This is a genomic window from Aestuariivirga sp. (genome assembly GCF_046294715.1).
In the GTDB taxonomy this organism is placed as follows: Bacteria; Pseudomonadota; Alphaproteobacteria; order Rhizobiales; family Aestuariivirgaceae; genus Aestuariivirga.
The window spans coordinates 1-25,015 of record NZ_JBKBKI010000041.1; the positions used below are offsets into that span (position 1 = coordinate 1).

Annotated in this window: 27 protein-coding genes and 1 other RNA gene; 16 read left to right on the forward strand and 12 right to left on the reverse strand. The window is 66.3% G+C overall.

Features of this window, described 5'->3' with window-relative positions; translation table 11 throughout:
* On the forward strand, positions 1–451 hold a 451-nt coding region (locus tag ACK4HL_RS18515; RefSeq protein ID WP_409763622.1), incomplete at its 5' end, for a L,D-transpeptidase.
* 20 nt (positions 452–471) lie between these two features.
* On the opposite strand, the gene ssrA is transcribed toward ACK4HL_RS18515, so the two are convergent.
* Positions 472–839: a transfer-messenger RNA gene (gene ssrA / locus ACK4HL_RS18520) on the reverse strand.
* A 50-nt stretch (positions 840–889) separates the two neighbouring features.
* Between ssrA and ACK4HL_RS18525 the strand changes: the two genes are divergently transcribed.
* The 9 genes from ACK4HL_RS18525 (at position 890) to ACK4HL_RS18565 (ending at position 7,925) form a co-directional block, all read left to right on the forward strand.
* On the forward strand, positions 890–1,684 hold the full coding sequence (locus ACK4HL_RS18525) for a thymidylate synthase (RefSeq protein WP_409763625.1): 795 nt from the start codon (positions 890–892) through the stop codon (positions 1,682–1,684).
* The gene (locus ACK4HL_RS18530; RefSeq protein WP_409763628.1) at positions 1,681–2,505 is read left to right on the forward strand and encodes a CPBP family intramembrane glutamic endopeptidase; all 825 of its coding nucleotides are present in this window, start codon (positions 1,681–1,683) and stop codon (positions 2,503–2,505) included. Before ACK4HL_RS18525 ends, ACK4HL_RS18530 begins: the two co-directional genes overlap by 4 nt.
* Positions 2,502–2,978 (forward strand): N-acetyltransferase family protein, encoded by a 477-nt coding sequence (locus ACK4HL_RS18535; RefSeq protein ID WP_409763631.1) that lies wholly within the window; start codon positions 2,502–2,504, stop codon positions 2,976–2,978. Before ACK4HL_RS18530 ends, ACK4HL_RS18535 begins: the two co-directional genes overlap by 4 nt.
* Positions 2,975–3,451 (forward strand): N-acetyltransferase family protein, encoded by a 477-nt coding sequence (locus ACK4HL_RS18540; RefSeq protein WP_409763634.1) that lies wholly within the window; start codon positions 2,975–2,977, stop codon positions 3,449–3,451. Before ACK4HL_RS18535 ends, ACK4HL_RS18540 begins: the two co-directional genes overlap by 4 nt.
* Positions 3,448–3,942, forward strand: a complete 495-nt coding sequence (locus ACK4HL_RS18545; RefSeq protein ID WP_409763637.1) for a dihydrofolate reductase — start codon at positions 3,448–3,450, stop codon at positions 3,940–3,942. Before ACK4HL_RS18540 ends, ACK4HL_RS18545 begins: the two co-directional genes overlap by 4 nt.
* A gap of 89 nt (positions 3,943–4,031) precedes the next feature.
* Positions 4,032–5,114 carry an FtsH protease activity modulator HflK gene (gene hflK, locus ACK4HL_RS18550; protein WP_409763640.1) on the forward strand — a complete coding sequence of 361 codons (1,083 nt, stop codon included), beginning with the start codon at positions 4,032–4,034 and terminating at the stop codon, positions 5,112–5,114.
* 15 nt (positions 5,115–5,129) lie between these two features.
* Entirely contained in the window at positions 5,130–6,092 is a 963-nt protein-coding gene (hflC, locus tag ACK4HL_RS18555) for a protease modulator HflC (RefSeq protein WP_409763643.1), read from the forward strand.
* The gene (locus ACK4HL_RS18560) at positions 6,089–6,286 is read left to right on the forward strand and encodes a DUF2065 domain-containing protein (protein WP_409763646.1); all 198 of its coding nucleotides are present in this window, start codon (positions 6,089–6,091) and stop codon (positions 6,284–6,286) included. Before hflC ends, ACK4HL_RS18560 begins: the two co-directional genes overlap by 4 nt.
* Positions 6,287–6,308: 22 nt before the next feature.
* The gene (locus tag ACK4HL_RS18565) at positions 6,309–7,925 is read left to right on the forward strand and encodes a DegQ family serine endoprotease (RefSeq protein ID WP_409763649.1); all 1,617 of its coding nucleotides are present in this window, start codon (positions 6,309–6,311) and stop codon (positions 7,923–7,925) included.
* Here ACK4HL_RS18565 and ACK4HL_RS18570 read toward each other — a convergent pair.
* The 3 genes from ACK4HL_RS18570 to serB all read right to left on the reverse strand — a co-directional run bounded on the left by ACK4HL_RS18570 (position 7,900) and on the right by serB (position 10,655).
* On the reverse strand, positions 7,900–8,325 hold the full coding sequence (locus ACK4HL_RS18570; protein ID WP_409763652.1) for a ParB N-terminal domain-containing protein: 426 nt from the start codon (positions 8,323–8,325) through the stop codon (positions 7,900–7,902). The two genes, ACK4HL_RS18565 and ACK4HL_RS18570, sit on opposite strands and share 26 nt — an antisense overlap.
* Positions 8,322–9,716, reverse strand: a complete 1,395-nt coding sequence (locus tag ACK4HL_RS18575; protein ID WP_409763655.1) for a TrpB-like pyridoxal phosphate-dependent enzyme — start codon at positions 9,714–9,716, stop codon at positions 8,322–8,324. The genes ACK4HL_RS18570 and ACK4HL_RS18575 overlap by 4 nt, the downstream gene beginning before the upstream one ends.
* 72 nt (positions 9,717–9,788) lie before the next feature.
* Positions 9,789–10,655 (reverse strand): phosphoserine phosphatase SerB, encoded by an 867-nt coding sequence (serB, locus tag ACK4HL_RS18580; RefSeq protein WP_409763659.1) that lies wholly within the window; start codon positions 10,653–10,655, stop codon positions 9,789–9,791.
* Between serB and miaA the strand changes: the two genes are divergently transcribed.
* On the forward strand, positions 10,656–11,513 hold the full coding sequence (gene miaA, locus ACK4HL_RS18585) for a tRNA (adenosine(37)-N6)-dimethylallyltransferase MiaA (RefSeq protein WP_409763662.1): 858 nt from the start codon (positions 10,656–10,658) through the stop codon (positions 11,511–11,513). It begins immediately after the preceding gene.
* 9 nt (positions 11,514–11,522) lie between these two features.
* Here the strand turns inward: miaA and ACK4HL_RS18590 are convergent, their stop codons facing one another.
* Positions 11,523–12,140, reverse strand: coding sequence for a 2,3-bisphosphoglycerate-dependent phosphoglycerate mutase (locus ACK4HL_RS18590; protein WP_409763665.1), 618 nt, complete (start codon positions 12,138–12,140; stop codon positions 11,523–11,525).
* A gap of 3 nt (positions 12,141–12,143) precedes the next feature.
* On the reverse strand, positions 12,144–12,944 hold the full coding sequence (dapB, locus tag ACK4HL_RS18595) for a 4-hydroxy-tetrahydrodipicolinate reductase (protein WP_409763668.1): 801 nt from the start codon (positions 12,942–12,944) through the stop codon (positions 12,144–12,146).
* 46 nt (positions 12,945–12,990) lie between these two features.
* On the opposite strand from dapB, the gene ACK4HL_RS18600 reads away from it, so the two are divergent.
* The gene (locus ACK4HL_RS18600; protein WP_409763671.1) at positions 12,991–13,794 is read left to right on the forward strand and encodes a DUF3750 domain-containing protein; all 804 of its coding nucleotides are present in this window, start codon (positions 12,991–12,993) and stop codon (positions 13,792–13,794) included.
* Here ACK4HL_RS18600 and ACK4HL_RS18605 read toward each other — a convergent pair.
* A complete protein-coding gene (locus ACK4HL_RS18605) occupies positions 13,791–14,078 on the reverse strand; it encodes a DUF1330 domain-containing protein (RefSeq protein WP_409763674.1) in 288 nt (95 codons plus the stop codon). The two genes, ACK4HL_RS18600 and ACK4HL_RS18605, sit on opposite strands and share 4 nt — an antisense overlap.
* A 93-nt stretch (positions 14,079–14,171) precedes the next feature.
* On the opposite strand from ACK4HL_RS18605, the gene ACK4HL_RS18610 reads away from it, so the two are divergent.
* Positions 14,172–14,957 (forward strand): ion channel, encoded by a 786-nt coding sequence (locus ACK4HL_RS18610; RefSeq protein WP_409763677.1) that lies wholly within the window; start codon positions 14,172–14,174, stop codon positions 14,955–14,957.
* Here the strand turns inward: ACK4HL_RS18610 and ACK4HL_RS18615 are convergent.
* On the reverse strand, positions 14,954–15,448 hold the full coding sequence (locus tag ACK4HL_RS18615) for a polymer-forming cytoskeletal protein (RefSeq protein ID WP_409763680.1): 495 nt from the start codon (positions 15,446–15,448) through the stop codon (positions 14,954–14,956). The two genes, ACK4HL_RS18610 and ACK4HL_RS18615, sit on opposite strands and share 4 nt — an antisense overlap.
* 285 nt (positions 15,449–15,733) lie before the next feature.
* On the opposite strand from ACK4HL_RS18615, the gene ACK4HL_RS18620 reads away from it, so the two are divergent.
* Positions 15,734–19,156: a DUF3971 domain-containing protein gene (locus tag ACK4HL_RS18620; protein ID WP_409763683.1), complete on the forward strand. Its 3,423-nt coding sequence runs from the start codon at positions 15,734–15,736 to the stop codon at positions 19,154–19,156.
* A 12-nt stretch (positions 19,157–19,168) separates the two neighbouring features.
* On the opposite strand, the gene ACK4HL_RS18625 is transcribed toward ACK4HL_RS18620, so the two are convergent.
* Together ACK4HL_RS18625 and ACK4HL_RS18630 are read right to left on the reverse strand one after the other, a co-directional pair.
* The gene (locus tag ACK4HL_RS18625) at positions 19,169–20,956 is read right to left on the reverse strand and encodes an aminopeptidase P family protein (RefSeq protein ID WP_409763686.1); all 1,788 of its coding nucleotides are present in this window, start codon (positions 20,954–20,956) and stop codon (positions 19,169–19,171) included.
* 46 nt (positions 20,957–21,002) lie between these two features.
* Positions 21,003–22,511: a bifunctional metallophosphatase/5'-nucleotidase gene (locus tag ACK4HL_RS18630; protein ID WP_409763689.1), complete on the reverse strand. Its 1,509-nt coding sequence runs from the start codon at positions 22,509–22,511 to the stop codon at positions 21,003–21,005.
* A 279-nt stretch (positions 22,512–22,790) separates the two neighbouring features.
* Between ACK4HL_RS18630 and ACK4HL_RS18635 the strand changes: the two genes are divergently transcribed.
* Both ACK4HL_RS18635 and ACK4HL_RS18640 read left to right on the forward strand, forming a co-directional pair.
* On the forward strand, positions 22,791–23,000 hold the full coding sequence (locus tag ACK4HL_RS18635) for a cold-shock protein (protein ID WP_409763692.1): 210 nt from the start codon (positions 22,791–22,793) through the stop codon (positions 22,998–23,000).
* Between the two features lie 436 nt (positions 23,001–23,436).
* Positions 23,437–23,631, forward strand: a complete 195-nt coding sequence (locus ACK4HL_RS18640; protein ID WP_409763695.1) for a DUF1127 domain-containing protein — start codon at positions 23,437–23,439, stop codon at positions 23,629–23,631.
* A 6-nt stretch (positions 23,632–23,637) separates the two neighbouring features.
* Here the strand turns inward: ACK4HL_RS18640 and ACK4HL_RS18645 are convergent, their stop codons facing one another.
* Positions 23,638–24,588: a 50S ribosomal protein L11 methyltransferase gene (locus ACK4HL_RS18645; RefSeq protein ID WP_409763698.1), complete on the reverse strand. Its 951-nt coding sequence runs from the start codon at positions 24,586–24,588 to the stop codon at positions 23,638–23,640.
* A gap of 55 nt (positions 24,589–24,643) precedes the next feature.
* Positions 24,644–25,015: OmpA family protein (locus ACK4HL_RS18650; protein WP_409763701.1), on the reverse strand; the 372-nt coding region annotated here is incomplete at its 5' end.

The window sequence follows — 25,015 nt, forward strand, 5'->3', positions numbered from 1 at the left end:
GATGATCGTCGTCGTTCCGGCCAATCATTTCCTGTACCTGATCAACGGCGACGGCACGGCGCGCCGCTTCGGCGTGGGCGTGGGCCGCGAAGGCTTCGCCTGGACTGGCCGGGCCGTCATCGGCATGAAGCGCCGCTGGCCGCGCTGGGTGCCGCCGCGCGAGATGGTGCAGAGGGACAAGAAGGCGCGACGCTGGGCCAACGGACAGCCCGGTGGCCCCGACAATCCTCTCGGAGCCCGCGCCCTCTATCTCTTTCAGGACGGGCAGGACACGCTCTACCGGATTCATGGAACCAACCAGCCGGAATCGATCGGCAAGTCCGTCTCTTCCGGCTGCATCCGCATGCTGAACGAGCACATCGCGGAACTCTACGAACGGGTGAAGGTGGGAACGCCCGTCGTCGTGCTCGGGCGCGATCAGAACGTGATCGTGTCAGAGGCGAGCGGCTGACTGCATTCATAAAAAAGGAAAGTGCCGGCTTCTGTTGCCAGGTGCCGGCGAACCCCGCCTTGAGCGGCTAAGCCCAAGGGCTTTGATTTCGGTGCTCAGACTGCGTTAAGCAGCCACTGCAACCGGAGCATAGTTGTCGTTGGCAACTATAAGTTTAGCCCGATAACGTCGGAACCATCACGAGCAAAAAGCGATCCTTTACACCCTCGTCGATCCTGGTTCGCCCCCAGCACCGGCCGCCGGCCCGATGCGGGCGGTCCGTGGTGGAGGCGCCGGGTACTGCCCCCGGGTCCGAAAGGTTTATTGCGATCACCGTTTATCGCCATAGTCATGCCCTTGCGGGCGTGACCCACGGAATATAGGAAGCGCGCCGCCGGAAGGGAAGCGGAAGTTTCGGCGCTTGGTTTCGGCAGGAGGAATCGTCTAACGTCGCGGTCCATGAAGCAGTATCACGACCTGATGCGCCATGTGCGCGAGCACGGCCATCGCAAGGACGACCGGACGGGCACCGGCACGCTCTCCGTTTTCGGCTGGCAGATGCGCTTCGACCTCGCCGAGGGGTTCCCGCTGGTCACCACCAAGAAGCTCCACCTGCGCTCCATCATTCATGAGCTGCTGTGGTTCATCCGGGGCGACACCAACATCAGGTATCTGCACGACAACAAGGTGACGATCTGGGACGAGTGGGCGGACGCGAACGGCGACCTCGGCCCCGTCTACGGCGCGCAGTGGCGGTCCTGGCCCGCCCGAGACGGGTCAACGATCGACCAGCTCTCGGACGTCATCGCGAGGATCCGCAAGAACCCGGATTCGCGCCGGCTCATCGTCACCGCCTGGAACCCGGCGGACGTGGACCGCATGGCGCTGCCGCCCTGCCACTGCCTGTTCCAGTTCTACGTCGCCGGCGGCCGGCTCTCCTGCCAGCTCTACCAGCGCTCGGCCGACATCTTCCTGGGCGTGCCCTTCAACATTGCTTCCTACGCGCTGCTGACCCACATGGTGGCGCATGTGACGGGTCTCAGGCCCGGCGAATTCATCCACACGCTGGGCGATGCGCACCTTTACCTCAACCATCTCGACCAGGCCGACGAACAGCTGCAGCGCGAGCCGCTGCCCCTGCCGCGCCTCGTCCTCAGGCGGGAGGTCGGCGAGATCACCGGCTTCCGCTTCGAGGATTTCGAGATCGCCGGCTACCGGTCGCATCCGCACATCGCCGCTCCGGTTGCCGTATGAGGGGGCTTGGCGAGGATTTCGCCGGAGGCTGGCTCCGCCGGCTCTACTGGCCCGTGAACCCTTCGGGGCTGTGGTACGCGATCCTCGCCGCTATCGCGCTGGTGCTGCTGCACCAGATGCTCCAGGCCGTCCTGTCTCTCATCGTGCTGAAGCAGTTCTTCGGATCCGACGTTTCCAATACGCGGGAGCTGGTGAAGGCGAGCCTCGTCGCGATCTTTCCGGCCTCGCTTGCCGTGGCGCTCGCCGGCTGGTGGCTTGCCGGCCGGCGCGGCAGCAGCGCCGCGGAGGTGCTGGCGCTCCGGCCGCCCAAGTTCACCTGGCTGGGCTGGCTCGTGCTCATCCTCGGTTTCATGACGGCGATGTATCTGGTGATCATGTCGGTCGTGCTCGTCTTCGGCATCGATCTGGCGCAATACACGCCAGGCCCCGACGGCCAGTCTCCCAAGACCGGCTCGGCGGGGCTCGTCAAGGAAGCGATGTTCGACATTGCCAACGAGCCATTGCTCTTCCTCATCGTCTTTCCTTCCGTCGCCCTCGGCGCGCCGATCGCCGAGGAGGTGATCTTCCGGGGCCAGCTGTTCTCGGCGCTCTCCTCGACGCGCCTCGGCGTGTCGGGAACGACGCTCGTCACCTCGGCCCTCTGGGCGCTGCTCCACATGTCTGAGCCGTGGCTCTCCGTCGGTCTCATCTTCGTCATGGGCCTCGTCTTCGGCTGGATGATGTACCGCTTCGGCAGCCTGTGGGTGACGATCGCCTGCCACGGCGCCTGGAACGGCACCTATGCCCTCATCATCTTCGGCAGCCTGGGGAGCGGCACATGAGCCTCGAGATCCGCGCGGCGCGGCCGGGTGAGGAGGGGCTGGTCCTGGGCTTCATCCGCAAGCTCGCCCAATACGAGAAGCTTCTCCACGAGGTGACGGCCAGCGAAGCCGACATTCATGCGGGACTGTTCGCGCCGGAGCCGCGCTGCCGTTGCGAGCTGGCGTTCTGGAACGGCGAGCCCGGAGGCTTCGCGCTGTGGTTCTACAATTTCTCGACCTTCGCCGGAAAGGCCGGGATCTACCTCGAAGACCTGTTCGTGGAGCCGCACCTGCGGGGCAGGGGCATCGGCAAGGCGCTCCTGAAAACATTGGCGAGGCGGTGCGTGGCGGAAGGCCTGCCGCGGCTGCAGTGGTGGGTGCTGGACTGGAACGAGCCTTCGATCGCCGCCTACAGGTCGATGGGGGCGAAGCCCATGGACGAATGGACGGTCTATCGCGTCTCGGGCGCGGAACTGGAAGCGCTGGCAAGGTGAAGATCGCGGTTCGGGAAGCGCTGGCCGGAGACGGCGCCATCCTTCACGCGATGGTGCGGGAACTCGCCGTAAGCCACGGCCACGAAGCGGATTTTCTCGCTCGCCCGGACGATTACGAGCGGTTTCTGTCTGACCCCCACGCGGTCAATGGCGCCCTCATCGCCTCCTGGGAGGAGGTGCCGGCGGGCTGCGCCATCTGGCAGCGGAGCTATTCGACCTTCAGGGGCCGCGAGACGCTCTACCTGGAGGATCTCTCGGTCCTCCCGTCCTTCCGCCGCCGTGGCATTGGGCAGGCGCTTCTGAAGGCGGTGGCGCGGCTGGCCCTCGACCGCGGCCTTCCCGCCGTTTCCTGGCTGATGATGTCCTGGAACCAGGATGCGCGAAGGCTCTATGAGGCGGCGGGCGCGGAGATCGAGGACGGCAATTGCATGTGCCGGCTCTCCGGCGCGGCGCTGGAAAGGCTCGGCTCGTGATCTCCTTCGTGGTAGCAGTCTCGCGCAACGGCGTCATCGGCCGCGAGGGCGGCATTCCGTGGCACATTTCGTCCGATCTGAAGCGGTTCAAGGAAATCACCATGGGCAAGCCCGTGGTAATGGGCCGCAAGACCTGGGAAAGCCTGCCGCGCAAGCCGTTGCCGGGGCGGCGCAACATCGTGATCACGCGCCGGCGGGATTACGCGGCCGAAGGCGCCGAAGTGGTTGCGAGTGCGGCGGAGGCCATGGCGCTGTGCGGCGACGCGCCCGAGGTGGCGGTGATCGGCGGCGGCGAGATCTACCGGCTGTTCTGGCCGCAGGTCGACCGGCTCTATCTCAGCGAGGCCGATCTCGAGATCGACGGGGATACGTTCTTTCCTGCGGTCGATCCCGCCGAGTGGCGGGAGGTATCGCGCGAGAGCTATCCCAAGGGCGAGAGAGACACCGCCTCCTTCACCCTGCGCATTCTCGACCGCATGACAAAAAGTTAAGATATTCCAGCAGCGTGGACATTCTGCCGCTGCGTATCTATATCAATCCGACGCGTATCCCCGAGAGCAGAAGAACAAGGGTGAATTGAATGCCGTGGAATTCCGAAGGCGGTGGCGGTAACCAGGGCCCCTGGGGCCAGGGGCCGTGGGGGCAGGGCGGCGGTCCGCGCCGGCCGAACCAGGGAGGCCGAGGCCCCAATCCGCCCGACCTCGACGAACTGATCCGCCGCAGCCAGGACCGGCTGAAGCAGGTGCTGCCGCAGGGCGGCGGCGGCCGGATGGGCTGGATCATCCCGATCGTCCTGGTGGCGCTGCTGGTGGCCTACAACAGCATCTACCAGGTGCAGCCGGACGAGCGCGGCGTGGTGCTCCGCTTCGGCACCTTCAGCCGTGTGGCCGAACCGGGCCTCCATTTCGCCTTGTGGCCGATCGAGACGATGGAGAAGCCGCGGGTTGGCGCCGTGCGGCAGATCAACATCGGCAACGAGGGCAGCGAAGGCCAGATGCTGACCTCGGACAAGAACATCATCAGCGTGCCCTTCTCGGTGTTCTGGCGCATCAATGACGCCAAGAACTATCTCTTCAACGTCGCCGACCAGGAGCGCACCATTCGCTCCGTCTCCCAGAGCGCCATGCGCGAAGTGGTGGGCCAGACCCGCGCGCAGGCGATTCTCACGACGGGCAAGAACGCCGTCGAGGCGCAGGTGATGGAAATCACCCAGAAGCTTCTCGACGAATACGCCGCGGGCGTCACCGTGACGTCGATCAACCTCGGCGACGTGCAGCCGCCGCGCGAGGTGGCCGACGCCTTCGCCGAAGTGGTGCGCGCCGGGCAGAACCAGCAGCAGCTCATCAACGAGGCCGAGCAATATCGAAACCAGCAATACCGGCTGGCCGATGGCGAGGCCGCCAAGCTCATCGAAGACGCAAACGCCTACAAGGCCGCTACCGTTGCTCAGGCCGAAGGCGAGGCCTCGCGCTTCCTCTCCGTCTATGAGCAGTACAGGAACGCTCAGGACGTGACCCGCGAGCGCATCTTCCTCGAGACCATGGAGCAGGTTCTCGGCCAGACGAACAAGGTTATCGTCGAGCCGGGCGCCAACGGCCAGGGCGTCGTTCCATACCTGCCGCTGCCTGAATTGCAGCGCCGCCAGACCAACCCGCAGAACTGACCGGGGCCGCAAGCAATGAACAGCATGACAAAGACCATCCTGGGCGTCGTCGCCGTGGCGGCCGCGCTGCTCCTCTACATGTCCTATTTCGTCGTGGACGAGAAGCACAAGGCCCTGGTGCTGCGCTTCGGCGACATCAACCGGGTCGTCGAGGCGCCGGGTCTCTACTTCAAGCTTCCCTTCGCGGACACGGTGACGCTCGTCGAGGATCGGATCATCATCTGGGAGAACAACGACAGGCCCGTGCAGGACGTGGCCTCGCAAGTCTACATTGTTGACGCGATCACGCTCGCCCGCATCGCGGATGCGCGGCTGTTCCGCGAGACGCTGGGCGCTGACCTCCTGCAGGCGGAAGCCCGCGTCGCCGCCCGCCTCGATGCGGCGCTGCGCCAGACCTATGGCCGGCGCTCCTTCGATGCTGCTCTCTCCTCAGATCGCGCGGTCATGATGCGCGAGATCCGCGACGCGCTGCGCGAGGAGGCCGACACGTTGGGCATCGAGATCGTGGACGTGCGGGTGCGCCGCACCGACCTTTCGGAGAATGTGCTGGAGCAGACCTACCGCCGCATGGAATCCGAGCGCAAGGCGCTGGCGCAGGACATCCGCTCCCAGGGCGAAGCCACCAAGACGCGCATGAACGCCGAGACGGACCGCACGGTGACGGAGAAGCTGGCGCTGGCCCGCAGGGAGGCGGAAATCATCCGCGGCCAGGGCGACGCCGAGCGCAACCGCGTGTTTGCCGAGGCTTTCCAGCAGGATCCCGAGTTCTTCAGCTTCTACCGTTCCATGCAGGCCTATGCGAAGAGCCTGGGCTCGCAGGGGACGACCATGGTGCTGAACCCGAACTCCGAGTTCTTCAAGTATTTCGGCGCCAAGGGAGCGGCTGAAACCTTGCCGCCCCAGACCCAGGCCCCGGCGCCGGCTGCCGAGCCCGCGGCCCCGGCAGCGGCCCAGCCGCTGCCAGCCCCGGCGCAATGATCGAAGACGTGCTCAGGGCCCTCGGTCTCCTCCTGGTGATCGAGGGTCTCTTTTATGCCTTGGTTCCGTCGCAGCTGAAGGCCATGATGCAATCCGTGCAGAAACTTTCGGACGACCAGCTGCGTATTGGGGGTGTCGTCGCCATGGCAGCGGGCGTTGCCGTCGTTTGGGCCGTCCGCAGCGTGTCAGTATGATGTGTCGGAGGGAGAGAAGGGCATGAGGATCGCCAGGATCACCAGCATTCGCACTGTCGCGGCGGCGGCGGCGATGGGCCTGTTCGCGTTTGCGGGGGCGCAGGCGCAGACGGCGGCGCAGGGCACGGCGCAGTCCCCTCCCATCAACCAGACCCCGGCTCCGGGCGAGAACCTCACGCCGACGCAGCCGCAGCTGCAGGAACTGCCCTCGGTGGCGGACCTCGCGGACCGGCTGCTCCCAGCGGTGGTCGAGATTACCATCGAGACGGGTTCCGGGTCGGGCCCCTCCGTGTCGACGCCCGGCGTTCCGGGCGTGCCCCCAGGTGCGCCCCCAGGTGCGCCCCAGGGTGAGGAGGGAGAGCCCTCCCCGGATGATCCCAACAACCCGTTCCAGGATTTCTTCGACGAGTTCCTGCGCCGCGGCCCCGGCAGCCAGGAGCAGCAGCGCATGACATCGATGGGCTCGGGCTTCGTCGTCGATCCCTCCGGCGTCATCGTCACCAACAACCACGTCGTCGAAGGCGCGGAGGTGATCGAGGTCCATTTCCACGACGACACGATCCTCAAGGCGGAGCTCGTCGGGCGCGATCCCAAGACCGACCTTGCGGTAATCCGCGTGAAGCCCGAGAAGCCGCTTCCGGTCGTGTCCTTCGGCGACAGCGACAAGCTGCGGATCGGCGAGTGGGTGATGGCGATCGGCAACCCCTTCGGGCTCGGCGGCTCCGTGTCGCTCGGCATCGTCTCGGCGCGGAACCGCGACATCAATGCCGGTCCCTATGACGACTTCATCCAGACCGACGCCGCCATCAACAAGGGCAATTCGGGCGGCCCGCTGTTCAATCTCCGGGGCGAAGTCGTCGGTATCAACACGGCGATCTTCTCGCCCTCCGGCGGCTCCGTCGGTATTGGATTCTCGGTGCCGGCCAACACCGCCAAGAACGTGATCAGCCAGCTCGTGCAGTTCGGCGAAACGCGGCGCGGCTGGCTCGGCGTCAAGATCCAGTCGGTGACGGACGATATCGCGGAATCCCTCAACCTCGACCGGTCGCGGGGCGCGCTGGTGGCCGACGTGACGCCCACCGGGCCTGCCGAGAAGGCCGGCATCCAGGCGGGGGACGTGATCATCGAGTTCAATGGCCGGCCGGTCATTGCCATGCGCGACCTTCCGAAGATCGTCGCCGAGACGCCGATCGGCTCGCAAGTGCCGGTGAAGCTGCTCCGCCGCGGACAGGAAATAAGCGTCACGGCCGAAGTCGGTCGTCTCGAGGACGGCGAGAAATTGGCTGACGCTACTTCGCCCGAGGGCCAGCCGGGTCAGCCCGCTCCCGCAGTCGTCACCGTTCTGGGCATGACCCTGACCTCCATGACGGATGAACTGCGCACCAAGTACGGCATCGACAAGGACATCAAGGGCGCGGTCGTCACCGAGGTGGCGCGCGAGGGCCAGGCGGCTGAAAAGCGCCTGGAGCCCGGCGATGTCATCACCGAAGCCGGCGAGCAGGAAGTGATGGGAGCGGCCGACGTTTCGGCGCGCGTGGACGAGGCGCGCAAGGCCAACAAGAACTCGATCCTGCTGCTCGTCGCCAAGGGCGGCAAGCAGGGCGAAATGCGCTTCATCGCCCTGAAGCTGAAGGAGTGAGGTCGGCCAGGGCGAGCTCGGCGAGTGGCACCGGCGACTCCGGCAGCGGAGGTGTGAGGATGTGGCGCGTCGATTTCGCCGGTAGCAGCACCCCGCTGCGGCCGGCCATCAGCACCTCCTCCCGGGTGAAGGACCTCTCCGTCCAGGACGCGAGCGTCAGCCGCGGGTCGTCGTAGGCGATCAGCACCGCTGAAATGAACCGGAGGCCGAGAGCCTGCGCGGCATGGAACCGGTGGTGGCCGTCGAGAATGGCGAGCGTATGCCGCTCGACGAGCAGGGGCCGGCGCAGCATGCCCTCCCGCCGCATCTCCTCGGCGATCCGTCCGGCATGCGCGGCGTCGACCCGCTCGGTGGGTCTCAGCCGCGCGATCTCCAGCCGGCAGAGGGCGTAGCTGCTCACTCCGCCGCGATCTTCGGCAGGCCTTCGAGCGAGGCGTCGAGGGCCGACTGGTCATACATCCGGTCTTCGAGCTTGCCGGCCTGGTAATCCATGTAGGCCTGCATGTCGAAATGGCCGTGGCCGCAGAGGCCGAAGAGGATCACCGGCGAGGTGCCGTCCTCCTTCGCCTTGATGGCGGCATTGATGGCCCCGCGAACCGCGTGGTTTGCCTCTGGCGCGGGGAGGATTCCCTCGGTGCGGGCGAAAAGCACGCCCGCCTCGAAACAGGCGTTCTGCGTGTAGGCCTCGGCCTCGATGAGCCCGAGCTCCTTGAGGTGCGAGACGAGCGGTGCCATGCCGTGATAGCGCAGGCCGCCCGCGTGGAAGCCCGGTGGCATGAAGGTGGAGCCGAGCGTGTGCATCTTGACGAGCGGGGTCATGTGCGAGGTGTCGCCGAAGTCGTAGGCGTACCTGCCGCGGGTGAGCGAGGGGCAGGCGGCGGGCTCCGCCGCGATGACGCGCACCTTCCTGCCGCCCCTCAGCTGCTGACCGATGAAGGGGAAGGCAAGGCCCGCGAAGTTCGAACCGCCGCCGGTGCAGCCGACGATGATGTCGGGAGCGGCATCGGCCTGCTGCATCTGCTCGATCGCCTCGATGCCGATCACCGTCTGGTGCAGCAGCACGTGGTTCAGCACGCTGCCCAGCGCGTACTTTGTGTCGGGGTTCGAGGCCGCCACCTCGACGGCTTCGGAGATGGCGATGCCCAGGCTGCCGTTCGAGTCAGGATTGGCCGCGAGGATGTGCCGCCCCGCATTGGTCTCGAGCGAGGGGCTCGCCACGCATTTACCGCCATAGGCCTCCATCAGCGCCCGGCGATAGGGCTTCTGGTTGTAGGAGACCTTCACCATGTAGACCTTGACGTCGATCCCGAAGAGGGCGCCGGCGAAGGAGAGCGAGGAGCCCCACTGGCCCGCCCCCGTCTCGGTGACGAGCTTCTTCACCCCCGCTTCCTTGTTGTAGAACGCCTGCGGCACCGCGGTGTTGGGCTTGTGCGAGCCCGCGGGGCTCACCCCTTCGTACTTGTAGTAGATCTTCGCCGTCGTCCCCAGCGCCTTCTCGAGGCCGCGGGCACGGTAGAGCGGCGTCGGCCGCCACATGCGGTAGATGTCGCGCACGGGTTCGGGAATGGCGATCTCGCGCTCCCCGCTCACCTCCTGCATGATGAGCTCCATGGGGAACAACGGCGCGAGATCGTCCGGCCCCACGGGCTGCAGCGTTCCGGGATGGAGAGGCGGCGGCGGCATGGCCGGCAGGTCGGCGGCGATGTTGTACCAGCTCTTCGGCAGCCGCTCCTCTCCGAGCACGATCTTGCGCGGCTGTGAGGCGGCGGTGAGAATCTCATGTGCGGCCATGTTTGCCCTCCCTTGTGTGGTGCGATGCTGGCAAAAGCCCTGCCGCACTTCAAGGGTGTGCGCTCTTCCGCCTCAGGTGCGGAATTGCGTCCTGGCATAGCCCTGGAGGTAGAGGAGCGCGGTCAGGTCCCCGTGGTTGACGCGGATCAGAGAGCCCTCCTGCACATGCGGCTTGGCATGGAGGGCGACACCCATCCCGGCTTCCGCCAGCATGGCGAGATCGTTGGCCCCGTCTCCCACCGCGATGGCATCCGCCGGGTCGAGGCCGAGCCTCGCGGCGATGCGGCGCAGCGCCTCGACTTTCGCCTGCTGGCCGAGGATGGGATGGCCCACCTCCCCGGTGAGCAGCCCATCGGCGATGACCAGCTCGTTGGCCTGGTTCTCGTCGAAGCCGAGATGCGCCGCCACGTGCGCGGTGAAGGGCGTGAAGCCACCCGAGACGAGAGCGGTATGCGCGCCATGGGCCTTCATCGTGGCGATCAGCGTGCGCCCGCCCGGCATGTAGGTGATCCGTTCACGGAGGAGCCGCTTGATGATGCCGGCGTCGAGGCCTTTCAGGAGCCTGACGCGCTCCGTCAGCGCGCCCTCGAAGCCGAGTTCGCCCCGCATGGCCCGGAGCGTGATCTCCTTGATGCGCTCGCCAACGCCCGCTGCGACGCCAAGCTCGTCGATGCATTCCTGCTCGATCATGGTGGAATCCATGTCGGCGATGAGGAGGCGCTTGCGCCGGTTGTGAATCGATACCACGGCGGCGTCGATGGGAAACTGCCGGATGTCGACCATGAACTCGGCAAGCCGCTCGAAATCAGGAACCTCGCAGGCCTCCCCCTCGGCGAGCCAGTGCGGGGCATCCCCGCCCAGGTCCCGCAGCAGCTCGACGACCGGGGATCCGATTGCGCGCGAGCCCGGGGCTGCTATGAGGACGAGAACGGAATCCATATGACCGCCACTTCGAAGAAACGCGCGCTGCTTATCGCAGGCCCCACCGCCAGCGGCAAGTCCGCCCTGGCGCTGGAACTCGCGCGGAAGCGGCACGGCGTCGTCATCAATGCCGATGCGCTGCAGGTCTATGCGCCGCTCCGCATCCTCACGGCCCGGCCCACCGGGGAGGATGAGGCGCAAGCGCCGCATCGGCTCTACGGCCATGTGGCGGCCGAACAACCCTATTCCGCCGCCGCCTGGGTGTCAGAGGCCAGCCGCGAGATGGCGAAAGCGTGGGAGGAGGGCCTCCTGCCGGTCCTGACGGGCGGCACGGGGCTCTATTTTCGGGCGCTGGAACGCGGCCTGGCTCCCGTGCCGGAGATCCCGGAAGCGATCCGCGGCAAATGGCGGAGTTACGAAGGAGACCTCCACGCCGAACTGCGGCGGCGCGACCCCGCCATGGCGGAAACGCTTTCGCCCGGCGACCGGCAGCGCCTCACCCGTGCGCTCGAAGTGGTCGAGGCCACCGGCCGCTCACTGCTCGACTGGCAGAGAGAGGGCGAGCACCAGGCACCGCTCGCCGGCGTCGAGACGGAACGCATCTTCATGGAGGTGCCGCGCGATGAGCTCTATGCCCGTGCGGATGCGCGCTTCGCGGCGATGATCGAGAGGGGGGCGCTGGAGGAGGCCCGCGGGCTCATGGGGCTCGACCCGCGCTTGCCCGTGATGAAGGCGATTGGCCTGCCGGAGCTCATCGCGCATCTCGAAGGCAGGATGAGTATTGACGAGGCCATTGCCCGGGCGAGAACGGCGACCCGCAACTACATCAAGCGCCAGCTCACGTGGTGGCGTGGCCAGATGGCCCACTGGCGCTGAGCCCGGCCCTCAGCTCAGCACCTCGACCGAGACCGGACGCGAGTCGGCGCCCAGCCGGTAGACGACCGGAACGCCCGTATCGAGCTCCCGCTTCAGGATCTGCTCGGGCGTAAGGCCCTCGATCGCCATGATCAGCGAGCGGATCGAGTTGCCGTGCGCCGCCACCAGCACGCGCTTGCCGGAGAGCACGTCCGGCTGGATGTGCTTCATGTAATAGGGAAGGGAACGCGCGAGCGTATCCTTCAGGCTCTCGCCCCCAGGCGGCGCCACGTCATAGGAGCGCCGCCAGACATGGACCTGCTCTTCGCCCCACTTCTTGCGGGCATCGTCCTTGTTGAGGCCCGTGAGGTCGCCGTAGTCGCGCTCGTTCAGGGCCTGGTCCTTCACGATGGGCAGGTCCGTCTGGCCGAGTTCGTCCAGCATGATCCGCAGCGTGTGCTGGGCCCGGGTGAGAACGCTCGTGTAGGCGATGTCGAAGCGGAGGCCCTTGGCCTTGAGCTTCTGCCCGGCTGCGTGCGCCTCGGCGATGCCCTGCTCGGTGAGGTCCGGGTCCTTCCACCCGGTGAACAGGTTCTTGAGGTTCCATTCGCTCTGCCCATGGCGGACGAGCACGAGGAGGCGGTCCATGATCTACTCCAGTCCGAGAACGTCGGTCATCGCGTAAAGGCCGGGTTTCTTGTCAAAGCCCCAGAGGGCGGCGCGCACCGCGCCCCTCGCGAAGATGTCGCGGCTCTCGGCCTTGTGGGTGAGTTCGATGCGCTCGGCCGGGCCGGCGAACATCACCGTGTGCTCGCCCACCACCGATCCGCCGCGCAGCGTGGCGAAGCCGATGTCGCCCTCGGGCCTTGCTCCCGTATGGCCGTCGCGGGATCGCACCGAACGCGTCCTGAGGTCGATGCCGCGCCCCTCCGCCGCCGCCTTGCCGAGCAGCAGTGCCGTGCCGGAGGGCGCGTCGATCTTGTGGCGGTGATGCATTTCGAGCACTTCGATGTCGAACTCCTCGCCCAGCGCCTGCGCGACCTTCCTCACCATCACCGCGAGAAGGTTCACGCCCAGGCTCATGTTGCCGGATTTCACGATGCGGGCATGCCGGGCAGCCGCCCTGATCTTCGCCTCCCCGTCCTCGTCGATCCCGGTCGTCCCGATGACGTGCACGATCCTTGCCTGGGCGGAGAGCTCGGCGAGGGAGAGTGTCGCCTGCGGCACCGTGAAGTCGATCACGCCATCGACGTGGGTGAAGAGAGAGAGTGGATCGTCCGTGATGGCGATATCGAGGGCGCCAATTCCGGCGAGGACGCCCAGGTCGGAACCCACGTGCGGCGAACCCTTCGGCTCGATGCCGCCCGCGATCTCGGCGCCCGGCGTTTCGTTGACGATGCGGGTCAGCACCCGGCCCATGCGGCCAGCGGCTCCGGCTATGGCGAGTCTCATGGCTCTCCCCCTTGCTGGGCTGCGGTCTTAGCAACGGGGGCTGGGGATGGAAAGCGCCTTGATCCTGCCATTCTCGCCCGCAAACTGCGATCCCGTGGCACGGCGCATCCTCATCTGGGTCTCCCTCTACCTGACGCTCGCGGTGGCGGTTCCGCTCGCTGCCGGCGCGGGGCTGTCGCTGTCGCGCGGCTGGGCGGAAAGCTGGCGCGCCGCCGATTGGGGCTCCTCGCGCCTGCTTCCGGAGGCGGGTGCGGTGCCGGAAGCCAAGGTGATCATCCTCGCGGCTCGCACCGGCCGCTGGAAGTCGATCTTCGCCGAGCATATGGCAATCGTGCTGAAGCCCGCCGGTGCTTCGTCCTGGACGCGCTACGATGTGGTCGGCTGGGGCAACCCGGTGCGCCGCAATGCCTATCCGGCGGATGCCTTCTGGTATGGCAACCGGCCCTATGTGGTGGCGGAAATTTCGGGCGCGGAGGCGGAAGCCCTCATCCCGCGGGTCGAGCAGTCGGTCGCCGCCTACCCGCACAGTGCCCGCGGAGCCTACACGGTGTGGCCGGGGCCGAACTCCAACAGCTTCGTCGCCTGGGTGGTGCGGCAGACGCCCGGGTTCCACGTGGAGCTTCCGGCCGTGGCCATCGGCAAGGATTATCTCGGCGATGGCCTCGCCATGGCGAGGGCGGCGAGCGGCACGGGTTTCGTCGTATCGGCCTGGGGCCTGGCCGGGCTCACGGTGGCGGCCGAGGAAGGGCTCGAGTTCAACCTGCTCGGAACCGGGATCGGCATCGATCCGGGCGACCTCGCCCTGAAGCTGCCCTCGATCGGCAAGCTGAGCCTGAAGGACCTGCTCTAGACGCCTTCCACCAGCACGATGCTGGCGATGCCCGCCCCCTCGCGCTTGGCCTTGGCACTCTGGTATTCCGGCGAATTGTAGCAGGCGATCGCCGCCTCGAGGCTGGGGAACTCGATCACCACGTTGCGCGGGTGGCCGTCGCCCTCCATCTGCTGGAACTTGCCGCCGCGCGCCAGGATGTTGGCGCCGTATTTCTGGAACGCCTCGCGTGTGGCGCTCGCATAGAGCTGGTACTGTTCCGGATCGGTCACCGTCACATGTGCGATCCAGTATCCCTTCGGCATTGCTTCGACTCCTTCTCCTCGGGGCAGCCTAGCGAGGGAAGCCCACCCCCGTCCAGACTGGACGGGCGCAGCAGGCTGGCTTAGGGAAAGTCCATGGACGAGACGGCGCACACAGCGGGGCTCAGGCAGCGGATCGCCGCCCTCTACGAGGGCGACACGCCGGAGGCACACCGGTTCCGCTACGGGCTCCTGATCTTCGACGTTACCACCATCGCCTTCGTCGTCATTTCCTCCTTCCTCCACTGGAGGGGGACGGAGATCATCGACGCGGTGATCGGCGTGGTCCTCCTCGCCGACTTCCTGGCGAGGCTGTGGATCAGCGAGAACCGCCGGAAGATGGTGCTAGGGCCCTACGGCATCATCGACATCATCGTGATCGCCTCGATGCTGGCGCCGATCGTCGGCGAGGGGCTGGCCTTCCTCCGGGTGGCGCGTGTCCTGCGCCTCCTGCGCTCCTACACCATGGTGAAGCGCCTGCGCCGGGACTTCCCGTGGTTCCGCCGCAACGAGCAGATCGTGATGTCGGCGCTGAATCTCGCCGTTTTCCTGTTCATGATGACGGCCCTCGTCTACGAGACGCAGCACTACACCAACCCGAAGATCGGCAACTACGCCGACGCGCTCTACTTCACGGTGACGACGCTCACCACGACGGGCTTCGGCGACATCGTGCTCGAAGGCACGCTCGGCCGCATGATCGCGGTGGTCATCATGATCTTCGGCGTGTCGCTCTTCGTGCGCATGGTGCAGGTTACGCTCCGCCCCGACAAGGTGAGATACCGCTGCCCTGATTGCGGGCTGAACCGGCACGACCGGGACGCCGTTCACTGCAAGGCTTGCGGGCGGCTGCTCAACATCCCTGACGAGGGCGCCGTCTAGCGCAGCGATCCGGCGCGGGGCCTGACCACCGCGAGGGGCCGGAACGTCTCCTTCTCGATCGACTCCAAGAGCGCATCCCCGGACTGGCCGGCACGATGTGGCTGGGCCGCCGGTGCCTGCTCCTGCCACACGGCGCCCGAGAGCCTTGCACCCGTGTCGATGGCGATCGTCGCGCTCACGATGTCGCCCTCGACGCGCGAGCCCCGCCCGAGATGGACATGCCTGGCGCGGATCGGTCCCTTGACATGGCCTGCGACATGCACCTCATCGGCGTCGGCCTCGCCCTCGATGACGCCGTCGTCTCCGACGGTGAGCCGGACGGCCCGCACGTGCCCGCGAATCGCCCCGTCGACGCGGAGTTCCCCATCGCAGTCGATGCTTCCCTCGAGGCGGGTTCCGGCCGCGATCACCGTTTCCGGGCAGCACTCATGGCCCTCCACGGGCGCGATCCGGTTGTCGTTGCCGGCCGTCTTCTGCTTTCGGAAAAACACCCGCCCACACCCTTGCATTGTCCGGCTGCTGCCGTTCTCAGAATCAGGCTCGGAGGGTAACAAGCCCCCAGACGCCTGTCATCGGCAATCCGGGAGCGGACGCAACGGCATGTCAGCCGCCCCCGCCCGGGCCGTCACGCTTTGGCCCATCTTTGATGGCCAAAGGGAACCCTTCGGCTTTCCGGATTGCCTCACGGAAGGCATGATGGCACATGGTGTTCGGAATCATGTCTGTGGAACGGGAAGACGTTGCGGCGGCTCGCTAGAATAACCGCATACGGCCTTTTGGCGGTTTTCGCCGTGCTGCTGATCGCGGCGGTTGCCGTCTACATCAGGCTGGCGCAGGGCCCCGTCTCGCTCGATTTCATGCGCGAGACGGTCGAGCGGCGCATCAACGAAAACCTGCGCGACATGTCCGTCTCGATCGGGGGCGTGGTGGTGGAGCGCACCGGCCAGAGCGTGCCGCACGTGCGGCTGCGCAACATCGAGCTCAAGGACAAGAACGGCAACCCCATCGCCCGCGCGCCACGGGCCGCGATCGGCGTGCGCGAGGACGCCCTCTTCAGGGCGGAGATCGTGCCCACCTCCATAGAGCTCATCGGCCCGCGCATCCGGGTGATGAGGAATCTCGAAGGCACCATCGAGCTGGGATTTGGCGAAACGGCCGCTCCGGAGGGCGAGAGCGTCACGCTGGATGAGGGCGATCCCGGCGAGGAGCTGCCGGATGAAGCCATGGACGGCGCGGAGCCGGCGAGGCGCAGCACCGGAGCGGTGCTCATCGACGTGCTGAGCGGCGGCGGAGGCGAGTCCTCCCAGTCACAGCCGATCAGCTCCATCGAGACCATCAGGATCGCCGACGCCGAGATCCGCTTCTATGACGAGGCCAACGACGCGATCTGGAACATTCCCCAGGCCGAGCTCGTGTTTCAGCGCATGCCCTATGGCTTCGCCGTGGCGGCAAATGCCATGGTCTCGAACGGCGACGAGGCCGGCAGCTGGTATGCCGACCTCTCGGCAAGCTACCGGAGGGAAACCCGGAGCTTCTCCATCAGCACGCGGATCAACGATCTCGTTCCCGCCAACATCTCGGACGAGATCTTCGCCCTCTCCCAGCTCGCGCGCGTGAAGGTTCCGCTGGCGGGCCAGGTGGAGATGGAGGTGACGGACACCGGCCTCATCACCAAGGCTTCGGGCGAGTTCATCGCCTCGGCCGGCGAGGTGGGCCTGCCTGACTACCTGGCAGAGCCGCTCATCGTCGACGAAGGCTCGCTCCGGGCCGACTACGATCCGGTGACAGGCAGCATCGTCATCACCGATTCGACGCTCCTGGTCGGCAGTTCCCGTGCGCAGGTGAAGGGCAGCGTGCTCCCGGTGCGCAATGCCGAGGGGCGGCTGACCGCCCTCAAGATCGGGCTCCAGGCCAAGAACGTCGCGATCGACGCCCAGGGCTCCAACAAGCATCCGGTCGCGGTCGACAGGGTGGACTTCTTCGGCAACGCGGCAATCGAGGAAGCGCGCCTCGACATCGACGATCTGGTCGTCATGTCCGGCGGCACCGGAATCAGGCTGCGCGGCGCCATCACCGGCGGGGCGGAATCGGCAGGCATTCTCCTCTCGGGCCGGATGAAGGATCTTTCCGCCTCGCTCCTCAAGCAGCTCTGGCCGCCGATCATGGCGCCGAAAACCCGCAAATGGGTGAACGAGAACATACGCGAGGGCCGCGTCACCGAGGGTGAGTTCGTGGTCAATCTCCCCGTCGACGCATTGGCCGCCGCCCAGCGCCAGCGCCGGCTGCCCGACGGATCGATCAGCCTCTCGTTCCGCATGGAGGGCGTGACCACCGGATACTTCAAGGACCTCCCGCCACTGGTGGCCGCCTCCGGAGAGGCAAGGCTCACCGACAACGACTTCAACCTCAAGGTCGATGGCGCGGACGTCATCTTGCCCTCGGGGGCGAGCGGCAGGCTCGTCGCCGGCACCATGCTGGCCCGCGACATTCTGGGGGCCGAAACGCTCGCGGACTTCGACCTCGAGGTTCAGGCGGGTGCGCAGCCCCTGATCGAGTATCTCGACCAGCCTGCCCTCAACCTCATCCGCCATACGGGCTTCGACACGACGAAGCTCGATGCCGATGCCCGGCTCAAGGTCAAGCTCTCGCTGCCGCTGGTGAAGGATGTGCCCAAGGAACGGATCAAGGTGGTCGTCTCCGCCCAGCTGGCGAACGCCACGCTGAAGGAAGCGTTGCCGGGCATCGACATCTCCGAGGGCAACATCGCGCTCGATGTGGAGGGAGGCGTGATCAGGGCCAAGGGACCGGCGAGGATCGGCGGCATTCCTTCGACACTCAGCTGGCAGAGAGGCCCGGCGCCGGATTTCCGGCAGTCGGCCGTGATCGAAGCGACGCTGGACGGAGAGCAGCGCCAGAAGCTCGGCATCGATCTCGGCACCTTCGCGCGGGGGCCGATCGGCATGAAGGCCACGATCGACAACCTCGCGGACCCGCAGGGCAGGATGGACGTGGAAGCGGACCTGAGCGAGGTCGAGATGCGCATTCAGGCGATCAGCTGGTTCCGCCCGGCAACTCCCAAGACCACCGCCACCCTCACCTATTTCAGCAAGGGCGAGAAGGGCCGAAGGGTGGAGGACCTGGCCATCAAGGGCAAGGACCTGTCGATCGAGGGTGCGCTCACGCTGGGGCCGAAGGGCCAGGGCCTGCGCACCGCCCGGCTCACCGAGGTGAAGCTGTCGGAGGAGAACGCGTTCGCGCTCACCGTCAGCCTGGCCGAGGACGGCACCGACATCGCGATCGAGGGCGCGAGCTTCGATGCCCGCCCGGTGATCAGGTCCATGTTCGGTTCGAGGAACAAGGGCGATGCGGCCGACCAGAAGCAGGCCGCAGCGGGGAAGGGCGAAAAGCCGGTGCGCATCACGCTCAATCTCGCCCGCGTCCATGCCAACCGGGGCGAGATGGTGAACGGCGTCACCGGTTCGCTCGTCTCGCGCGGTTCGCGCCTGGACCGGGCGGAGATCTCCGGCACGTTCCTCAGCGGGCAGCCCGTCGTGTTCCGCGTGGCGCCGGCGGAGGGTGGCCGCGAGATGCGCATCAACGGGAGGGACGGCGGTGCGGCGATCCGGGCCGCGAACCTCTATTCGAAAGTGGCGGGAGGGCAGATCGAGTTCTATGCGTTGCTCGCGAATGACGGCTCCTCGGTGAGAAAGGGACAGCTCGTGCTGCGCAATTTCGAGGTGCGCAACGAGGCGGCACTCGCCGAGCTCGACTCGCGCGGCAAGCCGAAGAAGGCCGGGCCGCGCCGCGAGGCGCTGTCCTTCACCAAGCTCACCTTGCCCTTCACCTCCGACAGCAAGTTCATCCGCATCGGCGAAAGCCTGGTGCGCGGCGCCGAACTCGGCGCAAGTGCCGAGGGCCTCATCCGCAAGTCAGACGGCGCCATCGACATCACCGGCACCATCATCCCCGCCTATGCCCTCAACGCAGCCCTGGGCGACATCCCGCTGGTGGGCGACATTCTCACGGGCGGAAAGGGGCAGGGCATCATCGGCGTCACCTTTGCCCTCGGGGGAACGGTCGACAAGCCGATCTTCCAGATGAACCCGGTCTCCGCGGTGGCGCCGGGCATCTTCCGCAAGTTCTTCGAATACGGCAACACCGCTCCCTCGCAGCGAGACCGCACGACCAACAGGAACTAGGCTCCGCTCCTATCAGAGCGCCGCGCAGGCGGCCTCCAGCCACGCCAGCTCTTCGCCCGCGAGTGAAGCCCCGACCTCCTTCAGCACGCGTGCGTGATAGGTGTTGAGCCAGCGGCGTTCGGCCTCGGCGAGCAGCGGGACATCGATCAGGCGGCGGTCGATGGGACAGAGCGTGAGCGTCTCGAAGCCGAGCATGGGCCGGTCGCCGCCCTCCACCGGTTTGGCCTCGTGCACCATGAGGAGGTTTTCGATGCGGATGCCGTATGCGCCCTGCCTGTAATAGCCGGGCTCGTTCGACAGGATCATCCCCGGCTCGAGCGGCGTGCGGTCGGACTTGTTGATGCGAGCGGGCCCCTCATGCACCGAAAGATAGGAGCCCACGCCATGGCCGGTGCCATGGTCGAAATCGAAACCCGCATTCCACAGGTGCTGCCGCGCCAGCACGTCAAGCTGCGAGCCGCACGTGCCCTTCGGAAAGCGGATGGTGGAAAGCCCGATCATGCCCTTGAGCACGCGGGTGAACCGGTCCTTCATCTCGGAAGTCGGCTCTCCCACGATGACGGTGCGCGTGATGTCGGTGGTGCCGTCCACATATTGCCCCCCGGAATCGATGAGGAACATCTCGCCCGTCGCGAGCTTGCGGTTCGAGGCGGGCGTGGCGTGATAGTGCGGGCTCGCAGCGTGGGGCCCCGAGGCCGGGATCGTCTCGAAGGACAGGTCGCGCAACGCGCCGGTGGCCTCCCGGAACGACTTCAGCTTTTCTGAAACCGCGAGTTCGGTGAGGCCGCCCTTCGGAGCTTCCGCTTCGAGCCAGCACAGGAAGCGGCTCATCGCCACGCCGTCGCGGCGCTGGGCGTTGCGCGCGCCTTCCCGCTCCACCGCGTTCTTGCGCGCCTTGGGAAGCGCAATGGGGTCGGGAGCGGCCACGACCCTCGCGCCGGCCCGCGCCAGCGTATCTCCGATGCGCTGGGGCGCCCAGGCCGGATCGATCAGCACGCTCGCCTTCGCCTTGCCGAGCGCCCTCAGCGAGGCACCGATCTCCCTTGGCGCCCGCGTCACCGCGACGGACCTGAGATGCAGCTTCACCTCCTCGGTGATCTTCTCGGGCGCCACGAAGATCTCCGCCCTGCCCTTGGCAGGGAGCACTGCATAGGCCGGAACCACCGGCGTGAAGGGCACGTCGAAGCCGCGCAGGTTGAAGAGCCACGCCACCGCGTCCGGCTGCGTCAGAACCACGGCGTCATGTCCGCCGAGGCCCTTGCGGATGTCCTTGATCTTCTCTGCGGCGCTCCGCCCGGCGAACTGCGTGGGCTGAACCGCGAGTTTCGCCGAAGGCCGCGCCGGCTGGTCCCTCCAGATCGCGTCGATGGGATTGGGCTCCACCGGAACGAAGGCCGCGCCCGCGCTTTCGCAGGCCTCGCGGAAGCGGCGCGCCTGCTCGGCGGTGACGAGCCAGGGATCGAAACCGAGCCGGTCGCCCTTCCGGAGCGTCTTCGCGATCCATTGTGCAGGGGGCTCCTCGGCAAGGTGCTGCGGCGTGAACAGCTTCGTATCCACCTGCTCGCGCAGCTGGATGGTGTAACGTCCGTCGACGAAGATCGCCGCCTTCTTCAGCGTCACGATGGCAAGGCCCCAGCTGCCGCTGAAGCCGGTGAGCCACCTCAGCCGCTCGGCATAGGCCGCCACATACTCGCCCTGGAACTCGTCCTGGCGGGGCACCAGGAATCCGGTGAGCTTTCTCTTCTTCAGTTCGGCGCGGAACGCTGCGAGGCGGCTGCGGGAGGGGGAATCCTTGCTCATGAGCGAGACTTAACCCGGGCCCCTCGAAGCGGCAACAGTCCCGCCTTCACCGCCTGAGCGTGATCCTGCCTTCGACTTTCGGCGCCACCGCCTTGCGCGCCGAAACATACGCCATGACGTCATTGGCCATCAGCTTCGCGTCGCGCTCGCCGAGCATGGCCCTTGCCTCCTTGAGCGCCGTGTAGCCGTCACCGCCGGCGAACATGTAGTCGTTGGTGGCGAGCGTGTAGGTGGCGGAGCGGTCGAGGGGCTTGCCGCCGACCGTCACCGCCCTCAGGCGCTCGCCCGGAGGTTTGGTGAGGTCCGCCTCGAAGTTCAGTCCAGAGACCTGGGGAAAGCGGCCCGCCGAATTCTCGACATCGCTCACGCCGTTCTCGAGCGCCGTCCACACCATCTCCCCGGTCACCTCGAGCTTGAGGTTGCGGTTGCCGAAGGGAAGCTCGGCCAGAACGTCGCGCCGCGTGATCTCGGTCCCGGCGGGATACTCCCTGTTGCCGCGGATTCCGCCGCCGTTGGTGATGGCGATGTCGGCCTTGACCGCCTCGCGCATCGCGTCGGCGATCAGGTTGCCGATGGCGGCCTCCTCGCTCCTCACCGTGGCCTTGCGGCTGTCGAGCGGCGTGCTGCTCGTGCCGATCACCACGCTGAGTTCCTTGTCGAGTTCCGCCTTGTAGCGCCCTGCCAATGCCTCCGTCTCGGGATCGGGCGTCACCGTGGCGGTATCGATGATGCGGAACTCCGGAAACCACGAGACGCTGCGCTTGCCGTCCTTCTCCTCGACCTCCACCTTCACGTCGATGGCCGTGACGAACTCCGCCTCCTCCTTCGATTCCGCGAGAACCGTGCGGCCGTCGAACAGGATAGCGAGGTCGTGATCGTCGCCCGAGAGGATGATGTCGAAGGCGCCGCTGGAAAACAGCCGGAGGTCCAGCGCACGGTTGGCGTGGGCGACGGCCACCACGAGATCGGCACCCTGGTCCCGCAGCTCCTGCGCCCGCGCCACCGCGGTGTCGAACGTGGATAGAAAGAAGAGCGACGGACCAGGGCTCGACTTCACCGGGCTGTCTTCCGCGGTGAGGCCGACGAGGCCGAGCTTGATGCCGCCCACCTCGCGCAGCTCCATGTCCCTGAAGCGGGGCAGGGGCTTGCCGCCGGAGTCCCTCAGGTTGGCCGCGAAGATGGGGAACTTCGCCTCGCCCATGCGCTTCAGGAAGGTTTCCGCACCGAAGTCGAATTCATGGTTGCCCGGCGTGAAGATGTCGGGGGGCGCGAGGTTGGTGAGCGCGATCGTGTGTTCTCCGCGGTCGAGGCCGGAGAGCAGGGAAGGGGAAATCAGGTCTCCGGCATGGGCATAGATCACGTGTCCGCCCCGGGCCCGTTCTGCCTTCACCACCGCGTTGAGACGGGGAAATCCTCCGCGCTCTGAAGGATTATCCACCTTGTAGATGTCGTTGGTGAGCAGGAATGTCAGCGTCAGCGGCTCCGCAGCCGCAGGCGCAAGGAAGGTTGCGGCGGAGACCAGGGCTGCAATCAAGGCGGTGCGGATCGGGCGCATGGCATTATCTCCAATCACTGGAAAATCGGTTTCCGGAACTTAATCCAAACTTATCGGAACCTGCCCGCGCAACAGCGAAATGACGGCACCGCCCCTGAAACGCCTTGCAAGAAAGCCGCATCTGCGACATATATTCCCCATCGAAACTTGGGCCGGACGATTGGCCGCTTCGCTACCCGGTTGGGCCGCGCACGCAAGACTCCTCCAATTCTCGACCATGGTCTTGCCGTGCCTCAAAGCCACGTCAGGGCTGACGACAACCCAACTAAGGAAGACCCCATGAATACGGGTACTGTGAAGTGGTTCAACGAGCAGAAGGGCTATGGCTTCATTCAGCCCGACAACGGTAGCAAGGACATCTTCGTCCACATTTCCGCTGTCGAGCGCGCTGGCCTGCGCACGCTGAAGGAAGGCCAGAAGGTCTCCTTCGAGATCGTGACCGACAAGCGCACGGGCCGCAGCTCTGCCGGCAACCTCGTCGCCGCCTGATCGGCCGAACGCTGTTCACGCACGATGCCCGGTCGCGAGACCGGGCATTTTGTTTTTGATTATGGTGCACCGCACAATTGTCCCTGGGATAACCTATGCGCCCAGAGCATACAAAATCATGAAAGCGACGCTCTCTGATCAATTTCAGACACGTTAACGCCTATTAATTTCTGCGTCCGAATTTAGGCGTAGAGAGTTATAATACCGTCGCAATCCATGTCTATTCCTTGTCCGTACAGTGATGAGAACGAGGGTCGATTTACGACTTCCAAATATGCAATGAACGCATGACTGAGACGCGGACGGCGCTCTGGTTAATGCTGCAACTGCGCACTATATGGCTGTCGTGACGGTGCAATGCACAATTAATACCCTCGAGAAATCACCAAGGCTCGCTGCCGGGCCGGGGTTTTGAGAGATGATGAGGAGAATGGACATGACGACGATCACCTACGGCCGCGAGGCCGTTCGCAACGAGGGCTTCACCATGGGTTCCGGCCTGATCGGCCGGGTGAAGACCTATCTCGCCCGCAGCCGCGCCGAGCGGCAGCTGGCCCAGCTCGATGACCGCTTGCTCGCCGACATCGGCATGAAGCGCTCCGAGATTTCCAAGATGGTCTGGGGTGCGTAAGCAACCCTAGAGATCGAGCTCCCAGTCGGTTCCCCGCGAGCCGGCATCCAGAAGGCGCCCGGGTGTCCTCCCTCCCGGGCGCTTTTTCGTTTGTGGCCGGGTGAAGACCAGGGTGGCCCAGTTGCCGCGGCGGACACGCCCCGCCAGTGCGAGGCCCCGGTTCCTGTAGGTCGCCTCGATCCAGCGCATCTGCTCCGCCGTGAGTCCAGAGAGGATGAGCTCGCCTCCCGGCGCCAGCGCAGTTGAAAGGCCGGTTGCAAGCGCCTCGAGGGGCCGCGCCAGGATATTGGCGAAGATCAGGTCATAGGGTCCGCTTCCGGCGATGCGCGGGTGGCGGAGGCCTGCCGCAACCAGGCTGGCGACCAGCGGCTTGACGCCGTTGTGCGCGGCATTGACGAGCGTCACGCGCACGGCCTCCGGGTCGATGTCGGAGGCGAGCGCCCTCGTTCCCGATGCCTTGGCGGCGGCGATCGCGAGCACGCCGGTGCCGCAGCCCACGTCGAGGATTCTCCGCGGCTTGCGTCGTTTCAGCACGCGGTCGAGCGCCAGCAGGCAGCCTTCGGTGGTGCCGTGGTGGCCCGTTCCGAAAGCCGTGCCGGCGTCGATCTCGAGCGAGACGCCGCCAGCCCGCCGCCGGTGGCGGTCATGCGAGCCATGCAGGAAGAAGCGGCCCGCGGCCACCGGGGCAAGGCCCTCGAGGGAGCGGCGCACCCAATCCTGCTCCGGCATGGGCGTGATCTGGGTCCGGTCGACGCCGGTCACCCCGGCGGCGTGTTCCGCTTCTTCCTCGTTCCCGAAATAGAGAACCACTTCCCAGAGGGCCCTCTGCTCGTCCGTCTCGTTGATGGTGATGGCGAGCGGGTCGAGAAGAATGTTCTCCTCGAGAGCGGTGGCCCGTTCCTGGGCCTCGTCGTGCGAAAGGCCGGGAAGGGTGAGGGTGAAGCGGGCTTCGGTCATGCCCGCTCTCTAGTGGTTTTCGCAGCCCTTATGAAGCGGTCCGTTCGGGCGCCCGTCAGGTCAGCGGCACGATCCGGATTTCGACGCGGCGGTTCTGGGCGCGGCCTTCCGGCGTGGAGTTCGAAGCCACCGGATCATCCTGGCCCATGCCGAGCACCTGGAAGCGCTTCGGGTTGTTGCCCTGAGCCACCAGATATTCGGCGACCGCACCGGCGCGGCGCTCCGAAAGGTCCTGGTTGTGGGCGGGCGTTCCGGTCGAGTCGGTGTGACCCGTCACGTCCACGAGGGTCTGGTTGAACTCGTTCAGCACCAGCGCCACGGAATCGAGCGTGTCGTGGAAGCGCGGCTTCACCTCGGCGCGGTCGGTGTCGAAGGTGACGTTTGACGGCATGTTCAGGATGATGTCGTCTCCCACCCGGGTGACCGA